The sequence below is a fragment of the uncultured Capnocytophaga sp. genome (assembly GCF_938029845.1).
Classification (GTDB): domain Bacteria; phylum Bacteroidota; class Bacteroidia; order Flavobacteriales; family Flavobacteriaceae; genus Capnocytophaga.
On the sequence record NZ_CALHGG010000062.1, the window covers coordinates 1 to 3299 of the forward strand.

At 33.1% G+C, this 3299-nt stretch carries 3 protein-coding genes; 1 reads left to right on the forward strand and 2 read right to left on the reverse strand.

Annotated features, from left to right (window positions below; translation table 11 throughout):
• Positions 1-178 precede the first annotated feature (178 nt).
• Both pdxH and Q0625_RS04180 read right to left on the reverse strand, forming a co-directional pair.
• Entirely contained in the window at positions 179-826 is a 648-nt protein-coding gene (gene pdxH / locus Q0625_RS04175; protein WP_298823703.1) for a pyridoxamine 5'-phosphate oxidase, read from the reverse strand.
• 6 nt (positions 827-832) lie between these two features.
• Positions 833-1609 carry a DUF3108 domain-containing protein gene (locus Q0625_RS04180; protein ID WP_298823704.1) on the reverse strand — a complete coding sequence of 259 codons (777 nt, stop codon included), beginning with the start codon at positions 1607-1609 and terminating at the stop codon, positions 833-835.
• Positions 1610-1896: 287 nt separating this feature from the next.
• On the opposite strand from Q0625_RS04180, the gene Q0625_RS04185 reads away from it, so the two are divergent.
• On the forward strand, positions 1897-3299 hold a 1403-nt coding region (locus Q0625_RS04185), incomplete at its 3' end, for a sugar-binding protein (RefSeq protein ID WP_298823706.1).

Genomic DNA, 3299 nt, shown 5'->3' on the forward strand with positions numbered 1-3299 from the left:
TGGTGCTTGAATAACAAATCCTCTATATAAGTATCTAAATTTTTCATATGTCAATATTATAAAGTCATAGATTTTTTCGGCACAAAAGTACACATTTTTCATTATACATAAAAGAAAAAAAGGGTACTTGTTAATAAAAAAATATTTTTCTACCAATTTTTGGTTTAATTAATATTTTTTAAGGACTCAAGCGTTCTATTTTCCAGTCATAGTCGGCTTGTAGGGTATATCTGATACGGTCATGGAGTCGGTTAGGACGTCCCTGCCAGAACTCCAAGGAGATGGGTCGCACCAAAAAACCTCCCCAATGTGCAGGACGCTTTAGCGGCTTCCCTTCCATTTCTTTTTCCAACGAGGAGAGTTGTTCTTGTAAGTATTCCCTTGAAGGTACTACCTCACTCTGTTGGGAAACGATAGACCCTAATTGGCTACCACGAGGACGCGATTGGAAGTAACCATCTGAGAGATTGGTTGGGAGTTTCTCTGCTGTTCCTTTGATGATAATTTGTCGTTCCAATACTGGCCAGAAGAATGACAGACAGATATTTGGGTTTGCCAATATGGCTTTTCCTTTTTCACTATTATAATTGGTATAGAAGATAAAACCTTCATCTGTAAACCTTTTAAGAAGTACTACACGAGTCTTGGGGAAACCATCTAACCCTATGGTAGCCACTGACATGGCATTAGGTTCTTGTACTGTATCAGATTGTTGTGCTTGTAAGAACCATTGTTGGAATTGTTCCATCGGATTCTCTCTGAGGTCTTTTTCTAAGAGTTCTCCTAACAAATAGACAAGCCTTAAATTACTTAAATCTTTTTCCATAATAAATTATTTTTTCAGTACAGTAGGGTGTTTTAATCCATTAAAACTAACAATTTCCCCTACTAAAGAACCTACTCGAAGGCTCGCCTTTATCTTGACAGGAATCTTATTGAGATCATCGCTAATCCATAGAGTAAGGCTTTCTTGCTCTTTGAATACACGTCCGTCTTGAACTAAAGGTCTGAAAATAAGGGTGTTAATCTCTCCTAGAGGAGTGTCTACTTTTTCCCTTCCTAGGAATTTTAGTCGGAATCGGTATACCTCATCATCATCAAAAATCATATCCATGCTCACCTCATCATTCTTATTTAGTGAGTTCATCTTAGGATTGTTACGTAGGTAGTATAGTGTGGAGATTACATCCTTTATATCAGGCTGTATAGGCATATTTTTTTCTTCGTTGTTCTCCAAATTTTTGATACGCAAGCTGTTATTATTAAAGTTAAAAAAGAAATTCAGCTTCTTGGTATACCCCCCTTCATAGATATCACGATTGAAAAAATAGGGTTTCCCCGTATTTTTATCAAAATAACTCTCATAAGTATCATCAACTTTGAAAAATAACTTAGCTAATCCCGTGGTTTCTCCTTTTCCTAAGGCATGATATACTGTTTTGCCCTCATACACTTTGTTTTTTAGTAAGAGAGAGGCATAACTAGCGTTGAAAATTCCATAACGTACTCGAAATTTTAGATATTCACCCTCTTGGAAAGCACTATCATTTTGTGAAAAACAAGGAGAAAATACTAAAAAGGAGGCAAGAAGCAAAATATTTTTTATCATACAAATTAATTTAGTTATTAAAACGCAACAAATATACTATATTTTTTTAATGATGATACCCAATAAAACGCAAAATTATTGATTATCTTTATATTGGTTTTTTTAAGGTGTTGATTTATAGTGTTTTTCAATTTTATTTTGTCTGTAAAAGTTTTCTAAAGACTTATGTATAATCTCTGAATACAAAAAGAATGCCATTTTGATAATCATGTAATGAGAGTAATTTTTTTCTACAAAATTGGCAAATAGTGAAAAAAGATGTATTTTTGCAGAAAAATTTGACCGATATGACCAGAATCTTATATTTTATTATACCTCTCTTTCTCATGAGTTGTGGTGGGAAGGAACTTTATAATGATCTGAAACAACAGAATCTACAAGGAGAGATTAAGCAAGTACGAATGTCTTCTTATTCAGTAATTGAAAAATTCAACCAAGTAGAGAAGAAAGCTAGAACTTCCGAGCGAGAGAATACCCTTACTATATTTAACAACAAAGGAAATCAGGTAGAAAAAACTTTTTTTTCTACAACAGATAAGGCAATGCGAAACTATGTATATAGGTATGATACGAAAGGGAATCGTGCCTTAGTGAATGAGTTTAAAGAAAACGGAACACTCAAAACAAGATATATTTATAGTTATGATCCAGAAACTAATGAGGTAGAGATCAATAGTTATAATGGTCAAGGTGCATTTCTGCAAAAGGAAATACGTTTCTATAATGACAAACAATTACCCCTTGAAGAAGAAATCTATAACAAAAAGGGAGAGCTCGAACAAAAGCAGATAAATACATATAACGATCTAGACCTATGTACAGAAACAAATATATATAATTCTGATGGGGAACTAAATCTTAAGTATTCCTATGCCTATGATGATAAAGGGAATATGGTAGAAAGGAAAAAGTATGCTAAGGATGGGAAGACACTTGCTAATCATACCTATATATATACCCTTGATGAGAAGGACAACTGGATTCAGCGTATAGAATATCTTAACGGAAAGGCAATCTATCTCACCGATAGAGAGATAACATATGGAGAAGGAGAAAAAGAACTAAGAGAACCTATCTCAGAAATGGATACAGCTCCTGAAAACAAAACAAATGTTACTAATACAGAAGTAAAGAATGATTGGACAACCCAAGAGCTTAAAGGTGCTATCAAAACACTAAGGGTGAAAACCTATGATGCAAAGAATCGTAAGCAGAAAGATAAGATGCAAAATACACTCTCTGTATTTACCCAGAAGGGGTACCTTACCAAAATAGTATATTATAATAAGGATAATATCTATTCTTATGAGAAGAAATTTGCTTATGAGTATGATGATAAGGGCAACCGAACTGAAGGCAAGATGTTTTTCAATGATGGAGATTATCTTTTGACCACTTATGATGATAAAGGTTATATTACAGGAGGTCATTTGTATCAAAATAAAACACAATTTGAATTGAAAGCGGTGTATAATGATAATGGAAATTTGATTGAATATTATTTGCAAGATACAGAGATTCTTTATAAGTATGATAAAAATAACAATGTGATTGAAGAGAATCATAAGAATGATAAAGAAAATTGGGATATTCTTTACAACAGAGCTAAAAATGGTAGTATAACAGAAGAACAAATATACCGTAAGGGTATTCTAGATGAAAAATATACATTCATATATACCTTTGATGA

Coding starts and splice junctions, on each gene's coding strand:
- Q0625_RS04180 (WP_298823704.1), bottom strand. CDS start 1,609: ATGATAAAAAATATTTTGCTTCTTGCCTCCTTTTTAGTATTTTCTCCT.
- pdxH (WP_298823703.1), bottom strand. CDS start 826: ATGGAAAAAGATTTAAGTAATTTAAGGCTTGTCTATTTGTTAGGAGAA.